Origin of the sequence: Enterococcus sp. 4E1_DIV0656 (genome assembly GCF_002140695.1) — a bacterium.
GTDB classification, from domain to species: Bacteria; Bacillota; Bacilli; order Lactobacillales; family Enterococcaceae; genus Enterococcus_D; species Enterococcus_D entomosocium.
Genome location: NZ_NGLF01000002.1, coordinates 265,860 through 291,165, shown reverse-complemented (window position 1 = coordinate 291,165; position 25,306 = coordinate 265,860). Strand labels below are relative to the sequence as shown.

General features: G+C 41.7%; 25 protein-coding genes. 22 read left to right on the top strand and 3 right to left on the bottom strand.

The features are described 5' to 3' along the window. Positions 1 to 11 precede the first annotated feature (11 nt). The 5 genes from rsfS to A5882_RS14670 all read left to right on the top strand — a co-directional run bounded on the left by rsfS (position 12) and on the right by A5882_RS14670 (position 3,947). Complete coding sequence (rsfS, locus tag A5882_RS14690) at positions 12 to 353, top strand: ribosome silencing factor (protein ID WP_034878521.1); 342 nt, start codon at positions 12 to 14, stop codon at positions 351 to 353. Continuing rightward, on the top strand, positions 353 to 1,081 hold the full coding sequence (locus A5882_RS14685) for a class I SAM-dependent methyltransferase (RefSeq protein WP_016612181.1): 729 nt from the start codon (positions 353 to 355) through the stop codon (positions 1,079 to 1,081). The genes rsfS and A5882_RS14685 overlap by 1 nt, the downstream gene beginning before the upstream one ends. A gap of 27 nt (positions 1,082 to 1,108) precedes the next feature. Beyond that, positions 1,109 to 2,275, top strand: a complete 1,167-nt coding sequence (locus tag A5882_RS14680) for a nucleotidyltransferase (RefSeq protein ID WP_086373032.1) — start codon at positions 1,109 to 1,111, stop codon at positions 2,273 to 2,275. A 79-nt stretch (positions 2,276 to 2,354) separates the two neighbouring features. After that, on the top strand, positions 2,355 to 3,077 hold the full coding sequence (locus A5882_RS14675; protein WP_005225911.1) for a YebC/PmpR family DNA-binding transcriptional regulator: 723 nt from the start codon (positions 2,355 to 2,357) through the stop codon (positions 3,075 to 3,077). 210 nt (positions 3,078 to 3,287) lie between these two features. Next, a complete protein-coding gene (locus A5882_RS14670) occupies positions 3,288 to 3,947 on the top strand; it encodes a hypothetical protein (RefSeq protein ID WP_008378159.1) in 660 nt (219 codons plus the stop codon). Between the two features lie 62 nt (positions 3,948 to 4,009). Here the strand turns inward: A5882_RS14670 and helD are convergent, their stop codons facing one another. Next, positions 4,010 to 6,292 (bottom strand): RNA polymerase recycling motor HelD, encoded by a 2,283-nt coding sequence (helD, locus tag A5882_RS14665; protein WP_086373031.1) that lies wholly within the window; start codon positions 6,290 to 6,292, stop codon positions 4,010 to 4,012. A gap of 140 nt (positions 6,293 to 6,432) precedes the next feature. On the opposite strand from helD, the gene A5882_RS14660 reads away from it, so the two are divergent. From A5882_RS14660 to rbfA, 12 genes are all read left to right on the top strand, one after another. Further along, a complete protein-coding gene (locus A5882_RS14660) occupies positions 6,433 to 7,305 on the top strand; it encodes an aminoglycoside 6-adenylyltransferase (RefSeq protein WP_086373030.1) in 873 nt (290 codons plus the stop codon). After that, a complete protein-coding gene (locus A5882_RS14655) occupies positions 7,275 to 7,772 on the top strand; it encodes an ASCH domain-containing protein (RefSeq protein ID WP_005235615.1) in 498 nt (165 codons plus the stop codon). The genes A5882_RS14660 and A5882_RS14655 overlap by 31 nt, the downstream gene beginning before the upstream one ends. Before the next feature lie 88 nt (positions 7,773 to 7,860). Beyond that, on the top strand, positions 7,861 to 8,037 hold the full coding sequence (locus A5882_RS14650; RefSeq protein WP_005225916.1) for a 2-hydroxymuconate tautomerase: 177 nt from the start codon (positions 7,861 to 7,863) through the stop codon (positions 8,035 to 8,037). Between the two features lie 310 nt (positions 8,038 to 8,347). Then, positions 8,348 to 10,288: a threonine--tRNA ligase gene (gene thrS / locus A5882_RS14645; RefSeq protein WP_005235617.1), complete on the top strand. Its 1,941-nt coding sequence runs from the start codon at positions 8,348 to 8,350 to the stop codon at positions 10,286 to 10,288. Positions 10,289 to 10,462: 174 nt separating this feature from the next. Then, entirely contained in the window at positions 10,463 to 10,897 is a 435-nt protein-coding gene (locus A5882_RS14640; protein WP_008378150.1) for a DUF4234 domain-containing protein, read from the top strand. After that, a complete protein-coding gene (locus A5882_RS14635) occupies positions 10,897 to 11,235 on the top strand; it encodes a DUF2752 domain-containing protein (protein ID WP_170927565.1) in 339 nt (112 codons plus the stop codon). The genes A5882_RS14640 and A5882_RS14635 overlap by 1 nt, the downstream gene beginning before the upstream one ends. Positions 11,236 to 11,442: 207 nt before the next feature. Beyond that, complete coding sequence (gene rimP / locus A5882_RS14630) at positions 11,443 to 11,916, top strand: ribosome maturation factor RimP (RefSeq protein ID WP_008378146.1); 474 nt, start codon at positions 11,443 to 11,445, stop codon at positions 11,914 to 11,916. A 21-nt stretch (positions 11,917 to 11,937) separates the two neighbouring features. Then, a complete protein-coding gene (gene nusA / locus A5882_RS14625) occupies positions 11,938 to 13,152 on the top strand; it encodes a transcription termination factor NusA (protein WP_086373029.1) in 1,215 nt (404 codons plus the stop codon). A gap of 16 nt (positions 13,153 to 13,168) precedes the next feature. After that, a complete protein-coding gene (gene rnpM, locus A5882_RS14620; RefSeq protein ID WP_005225922.1) occupies positions 13,169 to 13,465 on the top strand; it encodes an RNase P modulator RnpM in 297 nt (98 codons plus the stop codon). Then, positions 13,458 to 13,760, top strand: coding sequence for a YlxQ-related RNA-binding protein (locus A5882_RS14615; RefSeq protein ID WP_005235626.1), 303 nt, complete (start codon positions 13,458 to 13,460; stop codon positions 13,758 to 13,760). Before rnpM ends, A5882_RS14615 begins: the two co-directional genes overlap by 8 nt. Before the next feature lie 12 nt (positions 13,761 to 13,772). Beyond that, on the top strand, positions 13,773 to 16,478 hold the full coding sequence (gene infB / locus A5882_RS14610; RefSeq protein ID WP_086373028.1) for a translation initiation factor IF-2: 2,706 nt from the start codon (positions 13,773 to 13,775) through the stop codon (positions 16,476 to 16,478). A gap of 32 nt (positions 16,479 to 16,510) precedes the next feature. Beyond that, complete coding sequence (gene rbfA / locus A5882_RS14605) at positions 16,511 to 16,861, top strand: 30S ribosome-binding factor RbfA (protein WP_005225925.1); 351 nt, start codon at positions 16,511 to 16,513, stop codon at positions 16,859 to 16,861. A 51-nt stretch (positions 16,862 to 16,912) separates the two neighbouring features. Here rbfA and A5882_RS14600 read toward each other — a convergent pair whose 3' ends face one another. Then, the gene (locus A5882_RS14600) at positions 16,913 to 17,491 is read right to left on the bottom strand and encodes a phosphatase PAP2 family protein (RefSeq protein WP_005235629.1); all 579 of its coding nucleotides are present in this window, start codon (positions 17,489 to 17,491) and stop codon (positions 16,913 to 16,915) included. Between the two features lie 122 nt (positions 17,492 to 17,613). Here A5882_RS14600 and truB point away from each other — a divergent pair, with 122 nt between their 5' ends. From truB to iadA, 4 genes are all read left to right on the top strand, one after another. Next, the gene (gene truB / locus A5882_RS14595; protein WP_086373027.1) at positions 17,614 to 18,540 is read left to right on the top strand and encodes a tRNA pseudouridine(55) synthase TruB; all 927 of its coding nucleotides are present in this window, start codon (positions 17,614 to 17,616) and stop codon (positions 18,538 to 18,540) included. A 2-nt stretch (positions 18,541 to 18,542) separates the two neighbouring features. Continuing rightward, on the top strand, positions 18,543 to 19,496 hold the full coding sequence (gene ribF, locus A5882_RS14590; protein ID WP_008378129.1) for a riboflavin biosynthesis protein RibF: 954 nt from the start codon (positions 18,543 to 18,545) through the stop codon (positions 19,494 to 19,496). Positions 19,497 to 19,735: 239 nt separating this feature from the next. After that, positions 19,736 to 21,427, top strand: a complete 1,692-nt coding sequence (gene yfcC / locus A5882_RS14585) for a putative basic amino acid antiporter YfcC (RefSeq protein ID WP_176273503.1) — start codon at positions 19,736 to 19,738, stop codon at positions 21,425 to 21,427. 30 nt (positions 21,428 to 21,457) lie between these two features. After that, positions 21,458 to 22,642 (top strand): beta-aspartyl-peptidase, encoded by a 1,185-nt coding sequence (iadA, locus tag A5882_RS14580; RefSeq protein ID WP_016620344.1) that lies wholly within the window; start codon positions 21,458 to 21,460, stop codon positions 22,640 to 22,642. A gap of 136 nt (positions 22,643 to 22,778) precedes the next feature. Here iadA and A5882_RS14575 read toward each other — a convergent pair whose 3' ends face one another. Beyond that, positions 22,779 to 23,645 (bottom strand): aldo/keto reductase, encoded by an 867-nt coding sequence (locus A5882_RS14575; protein WP_086373026.1) that lies wholly within the window; start codon positions 23,643 to 23,645, stop codon positions 22,779 to 22,781. Between the two features lie 117 nt (positions 23,646 to 23,762). Here A5882_RS14575 and A5882_RS14570 point away from each other — a divergent pair, with 117 nt between their 5' ends. Further along, entirely contained in the window at positions 23,763 to 24,410 is a 648-nt protein-coding gene (locus A5882_RS14570; protein ID WP_005235640.1) for a hypothetical protein, read from the top strand. Positions 24,411 to 25,306: the final 896 nt, after the last annotated feature.

Below are 25,306 nucleotides of genomic sequence, written 5' to 3'. Positions count from 1 at the left end.
ATAGTCAGAAAATATTAGAAATTGCTGTAAAAGCCGCCGATTCAAAACATGCCGAAGATATTATGGCATTAGATGTGCGGGAAATCTCTTTGCTAGCAGATTACTTTGTGATCTGTTCAGGAAATAGTGAACGTCAAATCAATGCGATCATTGATGAAGTCATCGATAAAGAAGAAGAAAGTCAAGTATCTGTTCGCCGTGTCGAAGGAAAAGATGGTGGAAAATGGGTCTTGATCGACTTAGGTGACGTAATCGTTCACGTATTCAGTGCCTCAGAACGTGCTTTTTACAACCTAGAAAAATTATGGTCTGATGCGCCGCTTGTGGATCTTAATGAATGGGTCGTGGCGTAATGGCTTACGAAACCTTCGCATTTGTCTATGACGAAGTAATGGATTCCAGTCTCTATAAAAAGTGGCTGGATTTTTCTTGTCGTCATTTAGGAAAAAGAAAACAGCTGTTAGAATTGGCTTGTGGAACCGGTGCGTTAGCCGTTGAATTTGCCAAGGCTGGGTTTGATGTGACTGGGTTAGATCTTTCAGAAGAGATGCTGATGATCGCTAGTCAACGGGCTGAAAAAGAAGAGGCGGCTGTGCAATTTGTTGCGGGTGACATGCTGGATCTCGTAGATATTGGCACCTATCAAGCTATTACTTGCTATTCTGACTCCCTTTGCTACATGGAAGACGAGCAGAGTGTGCAGCAAGTTTTTGATGGTGTTTACAGTTGTTTAGAAGAAGATGGCGTCTTTTTATTTGATGTGCATTCCTTATATCAAATCAATGAAGTGTTTCCTGATTATAGCTACCATTACCAGACGGATGAATTTGCCTTTCTTTGGGAAAGCTATCAAGGAGAAAAAGACCATAGCATTGAACATTTCTTGACCTTTTTTGTTGCACAAGAGAATGGGTTGTTTGAACGCTTAGATGAGCTTCATCAAGAAAGAACCTATCCTCTCGAAAGCTATTTAAGAATGTTAGAAAATGCTGGTTTTGCTAATGTTGAATGCTACGCTGATTTTATCGATACAAAACCAAATGAAAAAAGCCGTCGCTGGTTTTTTGTCTGCCATAAGTAACCGTTATGTAAAACAGGAGGGATGTCGATGAAGGCTTGCGGACTAGTCGTAGAATATAATCCTTTTCACCATGGCCATCAATACCACGTGGACAAAGCCAGGCAAGAAACCAACGCCGATGTCATTGTAGCCGTGATGAGTGGAAATTTTTTACAGCGTGGTGAACCGGCGATCATCGATAAATGGCAACGAGCCCAAGCGGCATTGCAAAATGGCGTCGATTTGGTCGTTGAACTGCCATCCGCTTGGGCCGTCCAGTCTGCTGATTTTTTTGCAGCGGGAGCGATTAGGATCTTACAAAATCTGCAATGTGATTCTTTGTGTTTTGGTACAGATGCGAAACAACCCTTTGACTATGCAAAGTTCGCTCAGTTTGAAAAAGAAAATCAGCGGATGATCGATGACGCATTTCAACGCATAGCTAGGCAAAATGCTACCTATAGTCAAAAAATGAGTATGGTCCTCAGTGAGCTTTATCCTGAGTACCATGCAGAAAAAGACCAGCCGAATCATCTGTTGGGTATGGCGTATGCACGGGAAGTGTTGTGTTATGAAAAACCAATGAGGCTTGTTCCCATTCAACGAATTGCGGCCTCTTATCATTCAGAACAATTTAAGCATCCAACGATCGCTAGTGCCACAGCCATTCGTCAAGGACTCAAACAAGGTGAAGCTGTTGTGGATTTTGTTCCTGAAGCAACACAAAAATTTCTTTCGCAAACAACAGTCGACTGGGAAGCCTTTTGGCCTTATCTTCAATACCAGATCATTTCTGCCCCCCTCGAAAAATTAGCTGCTATTTACCAGATGGAAGAAGGACTAGAATATCGACTAAAACAATATGTGACTGCGGCGGATTTGTTTGCAGATTTTATCAAGTTGTTAAAGACAAAACGCTATACCCAAACGAGACTGCAGCGTCTTGCTTGTTATGTATTGTTCCAAGTGACAAAAGCTGAAATGAAGGAAGCCCAAGCACATCCCTTTATTCGAGTCTTAGGCTATACAAAGCAAGGGCAGCACTATTTAAAAGAAGTCAAAAAAGAGCTGACCCTGCCGCTGATCGCTAAATTCGGTAAGAAAGAAGCACAGCGCTACGGCTTGTCATTGCGGATCGACCAGATTTATCAGCAAGGGAATGCTCAAATCTCAGAACAAAATTTTCGAAGAATTCCGCTTTTTATTGATAAATAAGTGAAAATTGCTTCACAGAACGCCATTTGACAAGTATAATGAATAAGGATTTTTAAAAACAAGAAAGCGAAGTGAAATCATGGGTCGTAAATGGGCAAATATCGTAGCGAAAAAAACTGCTAAAGATGCAAACAATAGCCGAGTTTATGCAAAATTTGGAATCGAAATCTACGCAGCAGCAAAATCGGGTGATCCTGATCCTCACGCGAACCAAAAATTACGCTTTGTTATCGAACGTGCGAAAACCTACAATGTGCCAAAACACATTATTGACCGTGCGATTGAAAAAGCCAAAGGTTCTGGCGATGAACAATACTCAGAACTTCGATATGAAGGATTTGGACCAAATGGATCAATGGTGATCGTCGATACTTTGACAAACAACGTCAACCGTACCGCAGCCGATGTTCGGGCCGCTTTTGGTAAAAACGGCGGGAATATGGGTGTTTCTGGGGCAGTTGCTTATATGTTTGATAACACAGCATTATTTGGCTTTGCTGGTGACGATGCCGATGAGATCTTAGAATACTTGATGGACAAAGAGATCGATGTTCGTGATGTTGTTGAAGAAGATGGACAAATTATCGTTCACGGTGAACCAAGTGACTTCCATGCCATTCAGGAAGCCTTGAAAGAAAAAGGAATCACCGAATTTTCAATTGCTGAAATGCAAATGATTCCTCAAAATGAAGTAACCTTAACTGGCGATGATCTAGAAAAATTCGAAAAAATGATCGATGTATTAGAAGATCTTGAAGATGTTCAAAATGTCTATCACAATGTGGCAGACGCTGAAGAATAAGACATACTGGCAGCCTAGAGGTGATCTGGCTGCCAGTTTTTGGTGTTTTTTTCATCAACCTTCCGTTGTTTAGTCAAGTGAAAAAAACAAGAGAGCGAGAAGCACTTCTCTTGAAAATTCTTCAATATTCATCGTCTTTTCAGTTGGTTTCCAGACATTTTATATGTTATGATTTACTACATAAGCAAACAACTCGTTAGGGGGGCAGACATGGAAGAAAAAATCGTTTTAGAGCCATTTAATCGAATCTTAAGTGGTTTTGAAAAGCTAGCAGAAGTGTCTGTATCGATTTCTGACTGCTCGGCTCTTTGTCGGAAATATCAAAAGTATGGGGTGGAAGGGTATCGTCTAGGCGATTATCGTGGTTCTTCTTATTTGAATCGTTATTTAAATGTCGTCGTTGATCGCGCACCCTTGTTAATTTATAAAGAGCGATTCTTGATTCCTTTGGTCTTTCGCATGTCGGAATACTCTGAACGGCTCTTTATCGATGATTATCGAATGGAAGGGTTCTTCATGCTGTTGGATTGGCTTTTGGAACACCGACCAGAAAAAGCAATTATTGATTATAAGCGAACGCGTGCTTTACCTCACAGAAAAGAATTGGTGATCGATAGTTCTTATGTGCTTTTTCGATTGACGGAAATTCTCGACGGTGCTGGTTTTCCTCTTAGTCGCTTTACAACGATCGAGGAATTTAGTCAATGGAATCGTACCCATCGTTTGATCGATAATGGCAGTATCGGACGTCATACAAAATTATTTGTTCCAGAAGATCCGGAACACGTTTCTGAGCTGCAGATGATTTTAACAATCGTTGGGATGCGTTATCCAGAAACCCGCTTATTTATTGGCGAATTAAAAGGCTAAAAAACATCACAATCGGCTGGTTTCATTTGAGAATCAGTCGAAAGTGATGTTTTTTTGTTAGGTTATTCGTCAATCCGTGATGCTTCTTGAAACTGATAAGTGGCAGGATCAGCTTTCACTAGAAGCGGCAATTCTTCTTGGGTAAGGACGGTCAACTGATGCATCGCCCGTGTCGCCATTGTATAAAAAATCAATTGGTCTTGTTCAGTCGCGAAAGTGGCACCTGGTGTCCAGACAAATACTTGGTCAAACTCTAGCCCTTTTGCTAAAAAGGCCGGGAAGATCATGACATTGCGTTTCATGAAGTCTTCTTCAGAGGTGATCAGCTGCACTTGTTCCTGCATTGTTTCTGTCAGCTGGGCATATAACTGCTGGCAATCCTTTGCGGTTTTACAAATGATCGCGGTGCGCCAACGCTGATTCTCCGCTGCCTTTCGAATACTGGTTTCTAGGAAAGCCAGATTTTCAGATTCAGTTCCTTTAACAATTGTTGGTACCGCACCTTTACGAGCCGTCAATTCCACTTGATCACTGCCAACTAAAAATTGATTGGCGAAATCTGTGATTTCCTTAGTCGAACGATAGCTGGTTTTCAATTGATAACGTTTCACGCTTTCGTGGGGGAATAATTCTGCTAATGCTCCGACGATCGTTTCATTGCCATAAACTTTTTGGTTCAAATCGCCGCACAGGGTGATACCAGCCTTTGGATAAAGCTGACGCAGCAGAGCCACTTGTGCTGGTGGAAAATCCTGCATTTCATCGATAAAGATAAACCGAGCTTTTTCTTCGACGTGAACAGGATAAAGCTGTTTGATCAGTAAGAAAAACAAAACGGCGTCTTCTTGTTTGATTTGTCTTTGGCGCATTCCTTGGCGAATGTTGGCAATACTTTGCTGCCAAGCCGCAGCCTCGATGCCAGTTTCTTTGACTGCAGCAGACTCAACCGATTGTAAAAAGTGTAAGTATTGCTTGGCTTGGTTGATAAACTGAAAGTTTTTCACTCCCCGCGTCAAGGAACGGAATTTCTTGCGGACGATCTGCTGTCTGAGTTTCTTCCGCAAACGGCGTTCGTTTTCTTCGCTGTATTCTTGATGAGGATCGTTGGTAAATACTTGTTGCAATTGCTCTTCGGTCGCTTCTTTGACCCAGTCTTTTTTGGCTTCATCTTTTTCCAAGCCGCCGATTTTTTTTAATAATTTTGTTTGAAGCAGTTGGGTTCTTTGGTAAATCGGCAATTCATGATTGGTTTCTTGGTACCAGCGGCGAATCTGTTCTTTTGTCAAATAGGTTTGCCCTTGGATTTTTAGATCACGGAACAAGGGGCCGATCGGTGCAATCGAACGGACATAACGGTTGATTTTTTCCACCAAGAAAAGACTACTTTTGATTTTTTCAATGGCATCATCGTCGCCGCGTAAAAAGTTCTCTTCTTGTTGGGTTTCTTTTGTTACTTCATAGCCAGTCAGAATCAATTGGATAAAGTGGTGGAAGGTTCTTGTGGGCACTTCACTTTCCCCTAATGAAGGCAGGACCATGGATATATAGTCAGAAAACAAATGATTGGGTGAAAACAGCAAGACTTGTTTTTCGTCCAGCCATTTGCGATTACGGTAAAGTAAAAAGGCGACCCGTTGCAATAAAGCAGAGGTTTTCCCACTTCCAGCAATCCCTTCGATCAGTAAAAATTTATTGGTGGTATCACGAATAATTTGGTTCTGTGCTTTTTGGATCGTTGAAACGATGTTACGCATTTGAGAAGAAGAGGCCTCATCCAAGATTTCCAATAAAAATTCGTCATTGATGATCTCCGAAGTATCGACCATCGATAAGATCTCACCATTTTGAATTTTAAACTGGCGTTTTAAGAGCAGCTCTACAGTAAAACGGTCGGTGTCTGTTTCGTAGAATGTTTCACCAAGTTCTCCTTCATAGTAAAGATTAGCGATCGGTGCGCGCCAGTCAATGACGATCGTTTCTTCCTCTTTGTCTCGTAAAGAAGCGATCCCTAAATAGAGGGTCTCGGTTTCTTGCTCTTCTTTGAAATCGATTCGAGCAAAGTAGGGATTGCCTGCCATCGTTGTTAGGGTTTTGACGCGTTTTTCTTGTGATTCTGCGGTTTGATACTTGATCAGCAGTTCTTGTTCATGCTGCTGGTACTCGATAACTGATTCATAAAAGGCTTCACTGTCGCCTCCGCGAATTTTCTTATCGGCGATTTCTTTTAATTGATCATCCATTTTAGCGGCTAATTCTTGTTTTTGCTGCGAAAGGATCGCTTGTTCTCTGTGGATCAGAGCAATGGTTTCATTGACATGTTGTTGTTCTTTTTGACGTTCGTTCACGAAGGATCCTCCTTAAAAAAATTGCGACATAAAATTATAGCATATTTTCCCTGTGAATGTCGTGGAAAAAAAGAAACTATGCTAATATTTATAAAAAGAGCTTAGGTGTTCAAAAACGAAACGAAATAGAGGTGGAAAAGGTGAGAGAAGAAGCAGAATTGCGCCAATTGATCCTGTCTGTTGGGAAACGTGTTGGGGCACGTGCCATCGGTTTATCTGGTTCACGGACCGATCCACAGGCGCCAAAAGATATTTTGCAGGATTTTGACGTGGTCTTCGTGATGGAGGATATTCAGCCTTTGGTCGATGATTCTTCATGGTTAGAAGCCTTTGGATCAATCATGATCAGGCAAACACCGGAAGCTAGCACGATTTATCCGCCGAGTTTGGGCGGGTGTTTTACGTACTTGATGCATTTTTTAGACGGAGTAAGAATCGATCTCATGCTATGTCCACTTGCACTGGTCGATCGTCTTGCTAAAGAACCAGGCTTGCAGCCGCTGCTTGATCCAGACCAATTACTAAGTTTTGCTAATCAAGCAAATCATTCGCATTACTGGATCAAGCGCCCAACCCAAGCCGCTTTTCAAGAACACTGCAACGAATTTTGGTGGGTAAGCACGTATGTCGTGAAAGGGCTGCTTCGAAAGCAACTAATTTATGCTACGGATCATTTATACACCATTTGTTGGCAAGAATTGTTATGGATAGAAGATTTGTTTGTTGCCCATGCTCAGCAATTTCAGGTGAGTACTGGGAAAAATCATAAATACCTGCAGTCGTTTCTAACGGAAAAGGAGTGGCGGGAATTGACCTCATTGCTTGATTTTCCCACGATCACTGCTTGCGGTCAGTCCCTTTTGAAGATGCAAAAACGATTTGATAAGCAAGCAAAGAAAATCAGCGAGAAATTAGGGTTGGCCTATGATTGGCAAGAAGCTGAGAATGTCCAAACATATACGAAGTATTGGAGTGAAAAAAATTGGCAGATGAGACCAGAGAACCAAAAATAAAAGACAGTCAGATTCAAGCGTTTTGGCAGCGGTTTTTAAAAGCAAATCCAAGAAATCAATCTTCTCTGACCTATGAAGATGCTTGGTCCTTTGGTGATACTTCAGAAATGGCGGATGAACTGGCAGCACTTGTTTTAGCTGGCAAAAAGACAGCGACGACCTCCGCCGCTGCGCTCTATGAAATCGAGCAAGAAGCATTGCCACAATCAGAAACGTATAGTGTCCTTTTAGATGGTTCGGATGTACCAAGAGCTGTTCTTTATTTAGAGTCAGTGTCGATCGTGCCATTTGATGAAGTGACAGCAGCGTTTGCCTTTTTAGAAGGGGAAGGAGATCGCACTTTGGCTTATTGGCGCCGTGTTCATGAAGCTTTTTTTCGACGAGCTTATGCCTCAGCGGGGTTGTCTTTTCACGATCAAATGCTATGCGTTTGTGAAAAGTTTTCTGTCGTGTATCAGGAGGAATAAAGACACGTTTTTCTTTGGAAATCATGGGAATAGCTTTTGTCTTTTTGAAAAAGGTGTATAATCAAAAGCAAACAAAGGAGGAAATCGTATGCCATTTATTCATGTCGAACTAGTTGAAGGGCGTTCGCAAGAACAACTGACGAATATGATGAAAGAAATCACTGAGGCGGTCCATAAAAATACGGGTGCCCCTAAGGAGCATATCCATGTCATCATCAATGAAATGAAGCAAGGAACCTATGCTGTGAATGGCGATTGGAAATAATTCTCTTGCTTTTTCTTGTAGGTAGTGGTTTAATTGAGCCATAATCGATCAATAAAAAAGACACCTGAGTTTGAGAGTCTTCGATAAGAGAGGGAAATCTTGGCTGAAAATTTCCTGGAAGAAAACCAAAGGATGACCACTTTTTTAGACCTCTGTCGAAACGGAGGCGGTTGAACCGTTATCTCATGAAGAGGAAAACAGACTTTTTCTGTTTTCGAACAATAGGTGGAACCACGAGTGATCGTCCTAGTATCGTAACCGATACTAGGACTTTTTTATTGATTGAAATCATTCAAAGGAGGACATTCATATGTCATTATTTATTACATTTCCTGATGGCGCAAAAAAAGAATTTGCTGTTGGGGTAACAACTAAAGAGATTGCTGAAAGCATCTCGAAAAGTCTTGCAAAAAAAGCCTTAGCTGGAAAAGTCAATGGACAACTGATCGATCTTTCACGTCCGATCGAAGAAGATGCAACGATTGAGATCGTGACACCCGATCATGAAGACGCCTTAGGTTTACTTCGTCATTCGACAGCTCATTTAATGGCTCAAGCCATGCGCAGACTCTATCCATCGATCCATTTTGGAGTAGGACCTGCAATTGATTCTGGTTTTTACTATGACACAGACAATGGGGAAAACCCAGTAACTGCGGAAGATCTACCAGCAATCGAAGCAGAAATGATGAAAATCATTAAAGAAAATCTGCCAATTGAACGACGTGTATTAACAAAAGAGGAAGCTTTGGCTCTTTTTGCTGAAGATCCATACAAAGTTGAGTTGATCACAGAATTACCAGATGACGAAACGATTACTGCCTATCAGCAAGGAGAATTTGTTGACTTATGCCGCGGCCCTCATGTCCCATCGACAGGTCGTATCCAAGTGTACAAATTGTTATCAGTAGCCGGAGCCTATTGGCGTGGAAGTTCTGATAATCAAATGATGCAAAGGGTATATGGAACAGCCTTTTTCGATAAGAAAGACTTGAAGGAATTTATTCGTTTACGAGAAGAAGCAAAAGAACGCGATCATCGTAAATTAGGGAAAGAATTAGAATTGTTTATGTTGTCCCCTGAAGTCGGCGCGGGTTTGCCTTTCTGGTTGCCAAAAGGAGCAACGATCCGTCGTACGATCGAGCGTTATATCGTGGATAAAGAAGTTAGCCTTGGGTACCAACACGTATACACACCAATCATGGCAAACGTGGATTTATACAAAACATCAGGGCACTGGGATCATTACCACGAGGACATGTTCCCACCAATGGATATGGGGGATGGCGAAATGCTGGTTCTACGACCAATGAATTGCCCGCATCACATGATGGTTTACAAAAATGACATCCATTCGTATCGTGAACTACCAATTCGGATCGCTGAATTAGGAATGATGCACCGCTACGAAAAATCAGGGGCACTATCAGGGTTGCAACGGGTTCGGGAAATGACCTTAAATGATGGTCATACATTTGTTCGTCCTGATCAAATCAAAGAAGAATTCAAACGGACACTGGATCTTATGGTGGGCGTTTACGAAGACTTTAATATTACTGACTATCGTTTCCGTTTAAGTTATCGCGATCCACAAAACAAAGACAAATATTTTGATGACGATGCGATGTGGGAAAATGCGCAAACAATGCTAAAAGCGGCCATGGATGAATTAGAATTGGATTATTTTGAAGCTGACGGTGAAGCAGCTTTCTACGGACCTAAACTAGATGTCCAAGTGAAAACAGCTTTAGGTATGGAAGAAACCTTGTCAACGATCCAATTGGATTTCTTATTGCCTGAACGGTTTGATCTAACATATGTTGGTGAAGATGGCGAAAACAATCACCGTCCAGTGGTGATCCACCGCGGAATCGTTTCAACGATGGAACGTTTTGTGGCTTACCTGACAGAAGTCTATAAAGGGGCATTCCCGACTTGGTTGGCACCAATCCAAGCATCGATCATTCCGGTCTCAGTCGAAGCCCACAGCGACTATGCTTACGAAATCAAAGAACGCCTGCAAGCGCAAGGACTGCGAGTGGAAGTGGATGACCGCAACGAAAAAATGGGGTATAAGATCCGTGCATCACAAACCCAAAAAATTCCTTACCAAATTGTTGTTGGGGATCAAGAAGTCAATGATGCGACAGTCAATATCCGTCGCTACGGCAGCAAGGAGACCCAAGTCGAAGAATTGAATCTGTTTGTTGATGCAATGGCTGCTGAAGTGAAAAATTATAGTCGAGCATAGCTTTTGGTTCAAAGAAAACGAATGATTTTATAGTATAGGCACCTGCTTTCAGCAGGTGCTATTTACCTTTTTTAATCTATATAAAATAAAATAATTAGATTTTTTTTGTTTTTGTGAATAAAATCGTGTATAATTAGTAAGTGATAAAAAGGAATAAACTAGAAGGAGTTTGTGATGAATTATAATTACGGAGTTAGAAAGAAATCGGTTGTATCGGTCATTTTATTAACATTTATTACTTGTGGCATTTATACATTCTTTTGGATGTACCAAACAACCAAAGAGCTGGCAGAATACAGCGGGGATAATCGTCTTTCGCCAGAAACGTCGATTTTACTCACGATCCTTACTTGTGGATTGTATCAAATTTATTGGTGGTACCGAATTGCGGATATCTTTATGAGTGCACAACAACGAGCGAATATGCCTCGTCTGAGTGACAACAAAATTCTTTTTGTCGTCTTGAGCCTGTTTGCTTTTGATTTCATCAACATGGCGATTTTACAAGGTGATATGAACCAAATGTGGGAAGCGGCTGATCAAAATGCCATGACCTCATCTAACAATACAAACGATTCGTCTGATTCAGATGATTGGGTAGATTATTGATTTGTCCGTTTAAATGGTTAACGGGGTTTCCTTGTCCAGGTTGTGGCATGACGCGCGCCTATTTGCACTTATTTCAGGGTGATCTTGAAGGTGCGCTGCATTTTCATCCCTTGTTTTGGTTAGTGCCGATCGTATTCGGAATTGTTTTATTCAAAAAAAATCCGAAAATCAGCAAACTTTACTACAGTCACAACCTGTGGGTGACATTGACACTTTTGGTACTAGTGGTTTATGGTGGTCGGCTCTGGCTTCATTTCCCACATGACGCGCCAATGGACTTTGATCCAGAGAGCATTTTCCCACAACTACTACGTCGGATTGGTCAAGTGATTCACTAACAGCCATTCACCCAAGCATTAAAAATCTTTAAGAAAATACTTTGTTTTTTTCTGAAAGCGAAGGGAACATGCGACAGTAGTTGAATCTTTATGAAAATTGTGTTATATTTACAATGTAATGATACTTAGAGTGAGTGAGCGGTTTTTTCGCTCACTCTTTTTAATGGAATGAAGTTCGTTTCGTTGAGAAATAAAGGAGGCGATGTTGTGAGTACGGTAGTGGAAACTGTTACAGATATAGTGACCCCTATTCTGGATGCGCAAAAATTTGAATTAGTTGAAGTAGAATTCGTGAAGGAAGGGAAAAATTGGTTTCTTCGTGTGTTCATTGATAAAGAAGGCGGAATCGATATCGAGGAATGTGCCTTTGTCAGTGAACAACTTAGTGAACAATTAGACCAATGCGAACCTGATCCTATTCCACAGGCCTATTTCTTGGAAGTTTCTTCCCCTGGCGCCGAGCGTCCATTGAAGAAAGAAGCAGATTATCAACGGGCAGTCGGCGAGTACATTCATGTTTCTTTATATCAACCGATTGATGGAGAAAAACAGTTCGAAGGCTTTTTACAGTCATTCGACGAAAATCAGCTAGTTATGAAGACCCGAATCAAAACCAGAGAAAAAGAACGAACGATCGACCGGAAAAATATTGCCAAAGCTCGTTTAGCCATTCAATTTTAAACACGGAGGAATGAAAGAATCATGAGTAAAGAAATGTTGAATGCATTGGATGCATTAGAAGCAGAGAAAGGCATTTCAAAAGAGATTGTCATCGATGCCTTGGAAGCGGCATTGGTTTCAGCGTACAAACGTCATTACGGGCAAGCACAAAATGTGGAAGTAGAATTTGATCAGAAAAAAGGCAATATCCACGTCTATGCAGTCAAAGAAGTGACAGAAGAAGTCATGGACTCGCAACTAGAGGTTTCATTAAAAGAAGCGATGACAATCAACCCCGCTTATGAAATCGGCGACAAAATCCGCTTTGAAGTAACGCCTAAAGACTTTGGTCGTATTGCGGCGCAAACGGCAAAACAAGTCATTTTGCAACGGGTCCGTGAAGCGGAAAGAAACATTATCTATAACGAATTTAGTGCGTACGAAAAAGACATTTTGCAAGGAATCGTTGAACGCCAAGACAATCGTTATATCTATGTAAACTTAGGCAAAATTGAAGCCGTGCTTTCAAAACAAGACCAAATGCCAAATGAGTTTTATCAACCCCATGATCGGATCAAAGTATTCGTTTCTCGTGTTGAAAATACTTCAAAAGGACCTCAAGTATTCGTTAGCCGCAGCCATCCAGATTTGCTGCGCCGATTATTTGAACAAGAAGTGCCAGAAGTATATGATGGTACTGTAGAGATCGTAAGTATTGCTCGTGAAGCAGGGGATCGTGCCAAAGTTGCTGTTCGTTCCTTTGATGCCAACGTCGATCCAGTCGGCACTTGTGTTGGCCCTAAAGGTCAACGGGTTCAAGCGATCGTCAATGAACTAAAAGGCGAAAACATGGACATCGTGGAATGGAATGAAGATCCAGCGATCTTCATCGCCAATGCGTTGAATCCAGCAGAAGTCAGCGACGTTATTTTTGATGTTGATAATCCGAAGGCTTGTACTGTTGTCGTGCCTGATTACCAACTATCATTAGCGATCGGTAAACGCGGACAAAATGCTCGCCTAGCAGCCAAATTGACTGGCTTCAAAATCGATATCAAATCAGAAACAGACATGGAAGAATTTTATGCGAAGCTGGATGAAGGCGACTATATCGATGAGTATGATGCCAATGCTTCAGAAGCTGCTGAAGAAATCAGTAAAGAAGCAACAGAATCTGCAGAAACAGTTGATGAAGCGATCCTTCCATCAGACATGACTGCGGATGATTATGAAAATGTTGAGTTTGACGAAAAATAGTTGAGGTGAGATCGTGATGAAGAAACGAAAAATTCCTTTACGAAAATCAGTGATTTCAGGCGAAATGCTACCTAAGAAAGAAATGCTTCGTATCACTCGTTCAAAAGAAGGCGTTGTTTCCATCGATCCGACAGGAAAAATGCCAGGTCGGGGAGCTTATATAGCGATCGAACCGGCTGAAGCCCAGAAAGCATGGGATAAGCGTATCTTGGATCGAGTGCTGGAAACGAAATTGACAGATGAATTTTACCAAGAACTATTGGACTATGTAACGCACCAAAAAGCGCGAAAAGAGTTATTTGCAAATGAATAAAACCAAAGCATTAAATATGTTAGGACTAGCCATGCGTGCTGGGAAATTAGTAACTGGTGAAGAAATGACTTTAAAAGAGATTCGCAATGAGAAAGCTGCTTTAGTCATTATCGCCAGTGATGCTGGTAAAAATACACAAAAGAAAATTAAGGACAAAAGTTCTTATTACGAAATTCCGCTCCTAGATGCATTTTCTGCTGATGAAATCAGTGCGGCCATTGGGAAACCAAGAATGGTCATTGGCATCTTAGATCAAGGATTTGCAAGGAAGGTGCAGGAATTAATATTAGGTTAGGAAGGTGATTGCATGGGAAAAAAAAGAATTTATGAACTTGCAAAAGAATGGAATAAGTCGAGCAAAGAGGTTGTTGAAAAAGCACAATCTTTAGGCTTTGATGTCAAAAATCATATGGGCGCGATCTCAGATGGAGAGGCGCAAAAATTGCAGCAGTCATTAGGCGGCAATCCAAATGGTAAAACATCTGCAAACTCAAATCCCGCAAATCAGAAACCAGCCAACCAGCCGGAAAAACAAGAACAAAAGAAATTTAAAACGCAAAGAAATAATCCTAACTTCCAAAACCGTCATAACAATCAAAGTCAACAGCGAACTACGCAAAGCAATAACCGTCCTGCTGGTCAAGGACAAGTAGATCGCACGAACAGTCAAGGAAGTAACAGACCAAATAACCAAGGAAGTCATAATCGAGTGAATAACCAAGAGAATCGTAACAATCAAGGGCAACAAAACCGCCCAACAAACCAAGGACAGCAAAACCGTCCGAATAATCAAGGGCAACAAAATCGTCCGAACAATCAAGGACAGCAAAACCGTCCAAACAACCAAGGACAACAAAATCGTCCGAACAATCAAGGACAGCAAAACCGTCCGAATAATCAAGGGCAACAGAATCGCCCAACAAACCAAGGGCAACAAAACCGTCCGAATAATCAAGGGCAACAAAATCGCCCAACAAACCAAGGACAGCAAAACCGTCCAAATAACCAAGGGCAACAAAACCGTCCGGCCGCTCAATCTGCAGGAAATACGCAAGGGGCAGACCGTAACAATAACCGTCCGCAAGGATCGAATGATTCTCGTGGAGGAAATCAAAACCGCGGCAAGTCAAACTACGGTGGACGCAACAATAATTTCAACAATAACAATCGCAACAAATTCAATAAAAAAGGCAAAAAAGGCCGTCAGCAGACGGAAAAGAAACCGCCAGTTCCAGCACGTAAATTCCGTGAGCTACCAGAAGTATTGGAATATTCAGAAGGCATGAACGTAGCGGATATCGCGAAAAAAATCTACCGTGAACCAGCAGAGATCATCAAGAAACTCTTTATGATGGGGGTTATGGTCAATCAAAACCAACCTTTAGATAAAGATACGATTGAACTGCTTGCTACCGATTACGGAATCGAACCACAAGAAAAAGTTCAAGTGGATATCGCAGACATCGATAAATTCTTCGAAGCAGAAGAACAAATTGAAGATAATTTAGTATCACGACCACCTGTTGTGACGATCATGGGTCACGTTGACCACGGGAAAACAACATTGCTTGATACTTTACGTCATTCACGCGTAACAAGTGGTGAAGCTGGGGGAATTACGCAGCATATTGGCGCTTACCAAATCGACATCAATGGCAAACCAATTACTTTCTTAGATACTCCTGGACACGCGGCCTTCACTAGTATGCGTGCACGGGGAGCAAGTATCACCGATATCACGATTCTTGTTGTCGCAGCTGATGATGGAGTGATGCCACAAACAGTGGAAGCGATCAACCATGCGAAAGCAGCAAAAGTGCCGATCATCGTTGCAGTAAACAAAATCGATAAACCAGGTGCTAACCCACAACATGTGATGCAAGAATTAAGTGAACATGAGTTGATCCCAGAAGCTTGGGGTGGCGATACGATCTTCGTTGAAATCTCAGCGAAATTTGGGCAAAACATTGAAGAATTGCTTGAAATGATCCTCTTAGTAGCAGAAGTCGAAGATTTGAAAGCTGATCCTACCCAACGGGCGATCGGTACAGTCATTGAAGCGCGCCTTGATAAAGGAAAAGGTCCTGTAGCAACACTATTGGTTCAACAAGGGACTCTTCATGTAGGTGATCCAATTGTTGTAGGGAATACTTTCGGTCGTGTTCGCGTAATGACGAATGATTTAGGTCGTCGTGATAAAGCAGCTGGACCTGCTACACCAGTCGAAATCACAGGATTGAATGATGTGCCTCAAGCAGGTGATCGTTTCGTTACTTTTGAAGACGAGAAAACAGCTCGAGCAGCGGGTGAAGAACGTGCAAAACGTGCTTTGATGGAGCAACGCGCATCAAGCAGTCGTGTGACATTGGATAACTTGTTTGAAAGTCTAAAAGAAGGCGAACTGAAAGAAGTAAATGTCATCATCAAAGCAGACGTACAAGGTTCAGCTGAAGCATTAGCTGCTTCATTGAAGAAAATCGATGTTGAAGGTGTGCGAGTGAACATCGTCCATTCAGCTGTTGGTGCAATCAATGAAAGTGATGTAACGCTAGCAGCAGCAAGTAATGCCATCATCATCGGATTCAACGTCCGTCCAACACCGCAAGCCAAACAGCAAGCGGAAGCGGAAAAAGTCGATATTCGTTTGCATCGCATCATCTACAAAGCGATCGAAGAAATCGAAACTGCGATGAAAGGGATGCTTGATCCTGAATTCGAAGAAAAAATCACTGGTCAAATGATCGTTCGTGAAACATACAAAGTATCTAAAGTGGGCACGATCGCAGGTTGCTACGTAACGGAAGGCAGTATTCGCCGTGACAGTGGCGTCCGCGTGATCCGTGACGGCATCGTTATCTATGAAGGCAAACTTGCCAGCTTGAAACGCTTCAAAGATGATGTCAAAGAAGTGAAGCTAGGGTTTGAATGTGGCGCGATGATCGAGAAATTCAACGATCTTAAAGTTGATGACGTGATCGAAGGCTATGTCATGGAAGAAGTACCGACAAAATAACGGAATGACAACTATACAAGGAGGCTTTTTGAATGGCTAACTATCGAGATCGCCGAGTGGCACAAGAAATCTTAAAAGAAGTCAATCAAATTCTTCGTAAAAAAGTTCGTGATCCTCGCGTGCAAGATGTGACGATCACAGATGTACGAGTAACTGGAGATTTACAGCAAGCAACGATCTTTTACAGCACCCTAACGGACTTAGCTTCAGATAAGCAAAAAGCCCAAGCAGGACTGGAAAAAGCAACTGGCTTGGTTCGTCGTGAATTAGGTCAAGCGTTAACGCTCTATAAAGTTCCAGAAATCCAATTCGAATTGGATGAATCAGTACAATACGGGAATAAAATTGATGAAATGATTCGCGCATTGCACTCAGAAGAATAAAAAAAAGAGCAGCTTCCAATCGAAGCTGTTCTTTTTTATTTGAAAAGAGCATCAGGTATTCATCAGTAAAGTTACCAGTCCAGCAACACCTGTCCCCAAGAGCCAGCCTCCGATCACATCTGTTAAAAAATGGATCCCTAAGTAGACTCTGCTAAAGCCGATCATAAAGCTTAACAAAACTGCCAGCAGAGTCATCGGAAGGACTGCTGAGGGAACCAATTGTCCAAGATTCAAGGCGATCGTTCCGTACATGGCAGCGGATGTGGCAGCATGGGCACTAGGAAAGCTGTGATCTTTTTCTTCAACTAAACGATGATCGATCGGACGATCTCGTCGGACGATCCGTTTGATCAGGTAAGCAGCTGCTGATACTATGAAGATACTGACTGCTGTTTTTGGTGCAAGATCCGCCCGCGATGATGGAAAGACAAACAATAGTAAAGCGATCGCAACTGTCGGAAAGGCTTTTCCTAAATTGGTAAAAAAGTGCATCATGCGCGTCAAAGAAGGCGTACGGCTTTGGATGATCTGCAAAGCAAACGCTTCTTCCCAACGCTGCATCGTGCCGAGCTGAATCATGATCAAAAAGATGGCAAATCCAATAAATGACCCTATCGTTAAAACAACCATTTTAGGACCTCCTTATATGCTTAGTTTATCATGTAATGAGAAGGAGCGAAAAGGATTTTGTCGTGCAATGAATTTTTTTTATATGTTATAATAAGCAAGTTGAAGTGAAATGGAGGAATACGATGGACGGGATTTTACCATTATGGAAAGAGCGTGGACAAACAAGTCACGACTGCGTGTTTAAATTACGAAAAATATTAAAGACAAAAAAAATCGGACACAGCGGCACACTAGATCCTGACGTGGATGGTGTCTTGCCCATTTGTATCGGAAAAGGAACGAAGATCGTCGAATACTTGGTTGATTCTGGAAAAGTCTACACCGGGGAAATCACCTTGGGCTTCAGTACCACTACAGAAGATCGGTCGGGGGATATCGTTGAACAACAAGCACTAACTCGTCCGTTTACGAAGACAGAAATCGATCAGGCAATGAAACAGTTGACGGGGACGATTACCCAGATCCCGCCGATGTATTCGGCGGTCAAAGTCAATGGCAAACGACTTTACGAATATGCTCGCAACAATGAAACTGTCGAGCGACCACAGCGCAAAGCAGAAATTTATTCCTTCAAACGAATTTCAGAACCGGTTTTTCATGAGGACAATACGCAAAGCTGGCGTTTTGAAGTTTCTTGTGGAAAAGGGACTTATGTTCGCACGTTAGCGGTCGACACAGGAAAATTGCTGGGTGTACCCGCGCATATGTCTGATTTGACTCGCTTAAAAAGCGGTGGTTTTTCTAAAGAACAATCTTACACGATTGCAGAGGTGCAAAAGGCAGTCGATGAACAACGTGTTTCGGAACTACTGCTATCGGTGGAATATGGGGTATCGGAGTTTGTTCAAGTGACGATCGATGCGGACCTCTGGCAGAAAGTAAAAAATGGCATGCGCTTGCCTTTCAGCGTGTTTGGATTACCAAAGCGCCCAGAGGAATTAGTGGCGATTTTTTATCGAGAACAATTGATCAGTATCTATAAAGCTCATGACAAATACCAAGATATGATGAAACCGGTAAAAGTCATCCGTACAGAAATAGGAGAATGAACATGGAAATCATTGAAATGAGACACCCTTATGATCACGAAACGATTCCTGATGAGGAGATCGTCTTAGTGTTAGGCTTTTTCGATGGCGTACATCTAGGTCATCAGAAAGTCATTGAAACAGGACGAAAGATCGCAGAAGAAAAAGGGTTAAAATTGGCATTAATGACCTTTAATCAACATCCCTCGATCGTTTTTCAAAAAGTCGATCCTGAAAAAATGCAATACCTGACCAGCTTGGCTCAAAAGGAAGCGCATATGGAAAAGCTTGGAGTAGATATTCTTTATATCATTGAGTTTACTTCTGCTTTTGCAAATCTGGCACCACAGGTGTTTGTGGATGAATACATGATCGGTCTGCATGCAAAAGTTGTTGTTGCTGGATTCGACTATACCTACGGCAAGAAAGAGATAGCCAACATGGCGCTGTTACCAACATATGCAGAAAATCGTTTTGAAGTTGTGACTGTCGCGCAAGAATCGTTTGATGAAGAAAAGGTTAGCTCCACACGCATTCGCTCTGCCCTACAAAATGGCGATATGGCACAAGTCAATCGCTTGTTAGGGTATATTTATGAATTTGAAGGAACCGTCGTTCACGGTGATGCTAGAGGACGAGAACTTGGGTTTCCAACCGCGAATATCAAAGTAAAGAGCACCGTTCGGTTGCCAAAAGAAGGCGTCTATGTGACGGAAATCAAAGTCGGTGACAAGTGGTATCCATCGATGGGATCGATTGGTCACAATGATACGTTTGGTCAGGGGCGCCAGTTAACAGTTGAAATCTATATTCTCGATTTTCACCAAGATATCTATGGTGAAACCGTGGCGATCCGCTGGCATCATTTCTTACGTGATCAAGTCGCTTTCAATGGCGCACAAGCGTTGATCGAACAATTAAAGCAAGATGAACGAGACACTGAAACTTATTTTGATGGGCTTTCTGAAGAAAACTAAGCATTCGTAGTGAAAAGAAGCGTTTCTGGCTTCTTTTCACTTTTTCTTTTTCTTTCTTTTTATAACGTAGTTTATTTGAATTCTAATGCTTTCCCCATGAGGAAAAAACGTTTTTTCGATATACTAAAAAATAGGCAAAAATGATAATTTATGCAGAACGCTGCAAAGGGAAAGGGAGAGAAAAAGTGACAATTGGAAAAAAAGCGAAAAAGGGGAAAGAAAAGAAAGATTTAACTAAAATGAAAACGCCTCATACGTATGTCATCATCTTTGGGGTCGTATTGTTGGCGTGGTTGCTGACTTTCTTAGTTCCCGCTGGAAAATTCAGTACACAAGAAATCGAGTATACCGATGCAAATGGGGAAATAAGTACCAGAACGGTCTTGATGCAAGATTCGTTTCGTTATGCCTACCCGTTAGATAACGAATACGTCTATCAACAGTTGAATCAATTGGAAGACGATCCACAAGAGTTGGAAGAATTAGATGTCGATCCTGAGGCTTTAGCAGCTGTTCTAGCTGAAGGGCCTAAAGAGTTGTCCCAGAGTCAATTAGATGAGGTGGGACTGACCGATGACACGCTTTACAGTCTTTACGGCGAAAAAATTTATGATACTTCTGAAAAACTGCACAAAACAGCCAAGGTTTGGGGAACTGATGACTTTAACGGTTTCGGCTTCTTAAATTTTGTTTTTGAAGGATTGGTTTCTGGTGATAAATACGGCTCAGCAGTTGGGATCGCAGCACTGATCCTAGTGGTCGGTGGTGCGTTTGGTATTATCATGCAAACCGGAGCGATTGATGCGGGGATCTTTGCATTTATCAGCAAAACTCGTGGATTAGAACGCTTGGCATTGCCGCTGTTGTTCTTTGCTTTTTCATTTGGGGGCGCTACCTTTGGGATGGCAGAAGAAGTCATTCCGTTTTCGATGGTCATGGTGCCTTTCGTGATCGCATTGGGGTATGATTCGATCGTGGCGGTCACCGTCACCTATGTCGCCTCCCAGATTGGAAATGCCACCTCGTGGATGAGTCCGTTTAGTGTGGCAGTAGCTCAAGGGATCGCAGGTATTCCCGTTCTTTCAGGCGCAACGTTCCGAATCATCATGTGGGTCGTGGTTACCGCACTATCCGCAGGGTACCTCATGATCTATGCCGAAAGAATTCGCAAGAATCCTGAGAAATCGCTAACGTATCAATCGGATGCGTATTTTAGAAATCATCTTGAAAAAACCTCCAGTGAGCAAAAACCATTTTTATTAGGTCATAAATTGATCTTGGTTGAAATGCTGGCGGTTTTGATCTGGATCGTATGGGGTGTGACGCAGAAAGGCTACTATATTCCCGAGATTGCTTCTCAATTCTTTGTTATGGGCTTAGGGGCAGGAATCATAGCGGTTCTTTTCAAATTAGAAAATATGGGCTTGAATGATGTGGCGAGTGCCTTTCAATCTGGTGCCTCAGAATTGGCAGGAACTGCAATCGTTGTAGGGATGGCCAAAGGGATTCTTCTGGTTCTCGGCGGTTCTGATGCCAATGTGCCGTCAGCGTTGAATACGATTTTGCACAGCATCGGCGGATTGTTAAGCAATGTTCCAGCTTTTATTGGTGCCTGGTTCATGTACATTTTCCAAAGCTTCTTCAATTTGATCGTGACTTCAAATTCAGGTCAAGCTGCATTAACCATGCCGATCATGGCGCCATTAGCCGATCTTTTAGGTGTCTCTAGACAGATCGCTGTCTTGGCTTATCAATTAGGCTCGGGCTTTATGGATGCCTTCACTCCAGTATCGGCAAGTCTGATCGGTGTCTTAGGTGTCGCAAGAATCGAATGGGTGAAATGGGCGAAATTCCAGATCAAAATGCAAGGTTTCTTATTTGTATTAGGAACGATTTTTATCTTTATTGCGGTCGCAATCGGCTTGCAATAAGAAGTAATCAGCCACAAGGAGGAAGCACTTATGAAGGTGATACGACAAGCAGAGGTTTACGCTCCTGACTATTTAGGAAAAAAAGATATTTTATTAAATGAAGACAAGATCATTGCTATTCAAGATTCGATTGAAGGAGGATTCTCAGGTGTTCCTCTTGAAGAAATCGATGGCACAGGGTTACTCGCTGTGCCCGGCTTTATTGACTGCCACTTTCATATCTTAGGAGGTGGCGGGGAAGGCGGCTTTCAAAACCGGACACCAGAAGTGAAATTGAGTCAATTGACCTCTGCAGGAGTAACGACAGTGGTTGGCTGTTTAGGTACTGACGGAGTAGGCAGAGATATGACTGCCTTGATCAGTAAGGCGCGTGGACTAGAGGCGGAAGGCATCACGACTTATCTTTATGACGGTTCGTATCGATTGCCTTTGGCGCCCGTCACGGATTCCATCATCCAAGATTTTTTGACTATCGATAAAATTATTGGTATCGGTGAAATTGCCGTTTCTGACCATCGTTCTTCACAACCAAGTTTCGAAGAATTTACCCGCGCGGTTGCGGATGCTCGTGTTGGTGGGATGCTTTCTGGAAAAGCAGGTATCGTAAACGTCCACTTAGGTGGAGGAAAGAAAAAATATGAGCTGCTTTTACGAACCATCGAAGAGACAGAGATTCCAATCAGCCAATTTTTACCGACACATGCCAATCGGACCAGCGAGCTTTTCGAAGCAAGTATTGCTTTTGCAAAAATGGGTGGAACGATTGATTTTACGGCGAGTGAAGATCCTGATTTCTGGGAAAAAGAAGACGATGAGGTTCGCTTCAGTAAAGGATTGAAACGTTTGTTAGCAGAAGGGATCGGCCTGGATCAATTTACCATGACCTCTGATGGGCAAGGCAGCCTCCCGTACTTTGATGAAAACAATCAATTCATAGGTCTGGGTGTCGGCAGTTCGCGAGCGCTGATGGTAGGCATTAAAGAAGCAGTCCAAAAAGAGCAGATTCCATTGGAGATCGCCATTCGAGCAATCACTTCCAATCCAGCGAAAGTATTGAAGCTTGATCAAAAGGGACGTCTTGCAGCAGGGATGGATGCTGATATTTGCTTGCTGAACAAAGACTCATTAGCAGTAGAAACGGTTCTAGCAAAAGGCAGAACAATGGTAGAAGAACAAGAAGTAAAAGTGTGGGGTACCTTTGAACAACTAACATAAGAAGAATTCAGTTTTAACAGACTAAGAAACGGTTGTTTTTCTAAACAGAGTTGTAGAAGAAAATAAGCAGCCCGATCCATGACCAGCATTTACTGGACTTGATCGGACTGCTTTTTTCAATTAAACGCAAGTATTCTTAAGCTTGCAACTCATCCAATTTCTTCATGTCTTCTTCAGAAATTTCAAAGTCAACTTTGGCATTGTCAGCAATGTATTCTTCATGAACGGATTTTGGCAATGGCAGAATGTCTTTTTGTAGCAAGTAACGAATTGAAAGTTGTGGAATAGATTTTCCATAGGTTTCAGCAATCGTCTTCACTGCATCGTTACCGAGTAAACGACCAGTAGCGATTGGTGAATAGCCTTCCACTAAAATTTCGTGCGCTTTGCAAAATGTCAATAGTTCTTCATTTGTGCGGCCAATATGGTAAATAAACTGGTTGACCATCGGTTTCACATCGCAATGATCAAAAATATTTTGCAAATCTTTTTGATCGAAGTTGGAAACACCAATCGATTTTACTTTTCCACTTAAGTAGGCTTCTTCTAATGCTTTCCAAACATCGATGTTTTCAAGATAAAAATCTTTGTTTTCTGGATTGTTTCCCATGATTTTCCAAGGACGAGGGGCATGGATCAAAATCAAATCGATATACCCTAAGTCAAGTTTTTTTAGAGAGGCATCAATGCTATCAACCGCTTCTTGGTAGGTCTTTAACTCAGCAGGTACTTTCGTGGTAACAAAAATTTCATCGCGGGCAACGCCTGAATCGCGCACAGCTTTCCCAACCGCTTCTTCGTTTTTGTAAGCTGCCGCTGTATCGACATGTCGATAACCATTTTGAATGGCAAATTTTGTTGCGTTGTAAGCATCTTCTGGAGAAGATTGCCAGGTTCCAAGGCCAATCTTAGGAATTGCCAGTTTGTTCTGCAAGGTAAATGTTTCTTGTAATATCACGTATCTCAACCTACTTTCATCGCTTTTTTTTGTTACATCTTCCATTATAAAACGTTTTCTTGTTTGAAACAAATCAGACGCTGAAACTTTTGAGGGAAATTGACTTTCAAAAGGATCTTTGATACATTATCAGCAACCTAAACACAGAAAGATGTGGAAAAAATGGATTTTGTTAAAGAAGATTTTGCCTATTATCGGCGCTCTTTTGAATTGATGTATCGCAGTTATTTCCGTAGAAGAATGATTGCCCTTGGTGTGGCGATTTTGATTATCTTAGGTTATTTACTTTTGTTACAAGAAAGTTTGCTTTTAAATATCATTTTACTAGTTATATTGCTAGGCATAATGGCGTGGTTGGTTTCACTTTATCAGCGAGCGAGTGAGGTCGTACTTGCTTTCGAAGAAGAAAATCAGGTGCCGCAAATTCATCAACTGACAGAATTTGAGGATCATTATGCGTTCCAAATGAATGATGGAACAACGATGCGCGTGAAGAAAAACGGCAATCGCAACTTTCCTTCCAATAATAAGCAGTACACGTTGATGGCAGGCTATAAAAAAGTTTTCTTTGTGCAACAACCCTTGATGATTTTTTATTATGACCTCTTGGAGATGAAGTATGATGAAGCGTATCGTTTGAAACGAAACCGCCAAAACGGGTTCAATCGTTGGTCGCGTTATTTCAGTTTTCGCTCCTTTAAGGGATCGATTGGCAATGTCTTTCAATTCTTGCTGGGAAATATTTTCTTCTTATTTATTGCGTATCGGTTGATCCGCTATCTGATCGATATTTTGCTGCACATTTTATAACTGTTACCAAGGTGAAGATTCTCATCGTTTTCATAGACTGGTGAAAAAGATGATAGGACTTAATTTTTTTAAAAAGGTATACTTAAGTCAGATAAGACAAGCAATTGTCTTTCATGAATAAGAGTCCTGCTCTTGTTAAGTAAGCCGTCAACAACAGCTTATCTATTGTGGCGCTAACAGTTTGGGGGAAGTGTTAGTTCTTGTAACAAACAGATTTTTTTCTGGGCGGGATAAGAACAAAAGCGGTATTTTACCGTACTTAATAAGAGTAGTGCTCTTTATTTTTTCTATGAATATTTGAAGACATCACTTCTTGGAAGTGGTGTTTTTTCTTGCTTAAAAATAGTCCAAGTGATAGGAGAATTCTAAGAACTATGCTACAATGAGTGCCGGTGCTCTCAGCGGTGGGAGCAAAAAAGAAGGTAGAGGAGAATTACTTAGGAATGCCTGAAGGTCAAACAATAAACGATCCATCTACAAAAAGCGCGCAAAATATTTCTGCGTATATACATATACCTTTCTGTGAACACATATGCTACTACTGTGACTGCACGTCTTTTAGCCTTTCAGAAGAATAGAAGAGTTGCCCAAATTTCATAGATAATGAAAGAGAAACGTTGATAAATCAGTGTTTCTCTTTTTTGTAGTTAGAATATTTCTCTAAAAATTTGGAGACTTGAATCAATGTAGATGGTCTATAATTGTGCATGATTTTCTCAAAGTGGCACGGAAATGTGGCACGGATTTTTTTGGATAAGTGAATCGTATTATTACAATTGAGAATAGAAGAGGAATAGTTAACTATTAAAATCAGAGAGGAGTGAGTTTCAAAAAAATATTTAGATTTTCTTAGTCAGATATTTATAGATATTATGTATTGCATACACACTGTTATG